Genomic DNA, 840 nt, shown 5'->3' on the forward strand with positions numbered 1-840 from the left:
AAAGTCACACACTAGAGCAAGGTCAAACAACAATGTTTGCTTGATCTGCTTTTCCCATTCGAACACACCTATTGAGGCGTCAATTTCGAGCTTTTCAATTAATACCTCAGAGTAATCTTGAGCCATCAAATTAACCTATTGTCAGGATTAAAATCTAGCCTAGTGCAGGCAGCGTATCTAGTGGCCAACGTGCTTGTACTGCAAACTCATGATTTGAGCCCTGGCCTGCCTGCAAGCGCTGATAGCCGGCATAAGCGATCATTGCACCATTATCCGTACAAAACTCCGGACGAGCATAAGAAACCCTGGCACCCAGTTTTTTTACCATTGGCTCCAGAGTCTGTCGGAGATGCGTATTGGCACTCACACCGCCTGCAATAACGAGCGTTTTCATCCCTGTTTGTTCAAGGGCTCGTTTACATTTAATTCTAAGCGTATCAACAACTGCCTCTTCAAATGCTAGCGCGATCCTTGCCTGATCATCTTTATCCAACTCTTTCTTAGCACGGACATCATTTACCGTGTTCAAGGTAAAAGTTTTCAGGCCACTAAAACTAAAATCCAGTCCTGGCCGATCTGTCATTGGACGGGGAAATCGATAAGGTGTTCCACCAAGCTCTGTTCGGGCATATTCAGCCAGTTTCGCAATTCGGGGACCTCCCGGGTAATCGAGCCCTAACATTTTCGCCGCTTTATCAAAGGCTTCACCTGCCGCATCATCTAATGACTCACCCAGAATTTCATATTCACCAATAGACTGCACTGAAACCAATTGAGTATGGCCACCCGATACAAGTAAACCAATAAAGGGGAATTCCGGTGGACTATCTTCTAGCATCG

1 protein-coding gene is annotated in these 840 nt (G+C 45.7%); it reads right to left on the reverse strand.

Annotated elements, in window-relative coordinates:
* Positions 1 to 154 precede the first annotated feature (154 nt).
* Positions 155 to 840 (reverse strand): tRNA (adenosine(37)-N6)-threonylcarbamoyltransferase complex transferase subunit TsaD (locus A3735_RS04665; RefSeq protein ID WP_156499401.1); only part of this gene is annotated, 686 nt, incomplete at its 5' end.

Source organism: Oleiphilus sp. HI0061 (assembly GCF_001635675.1).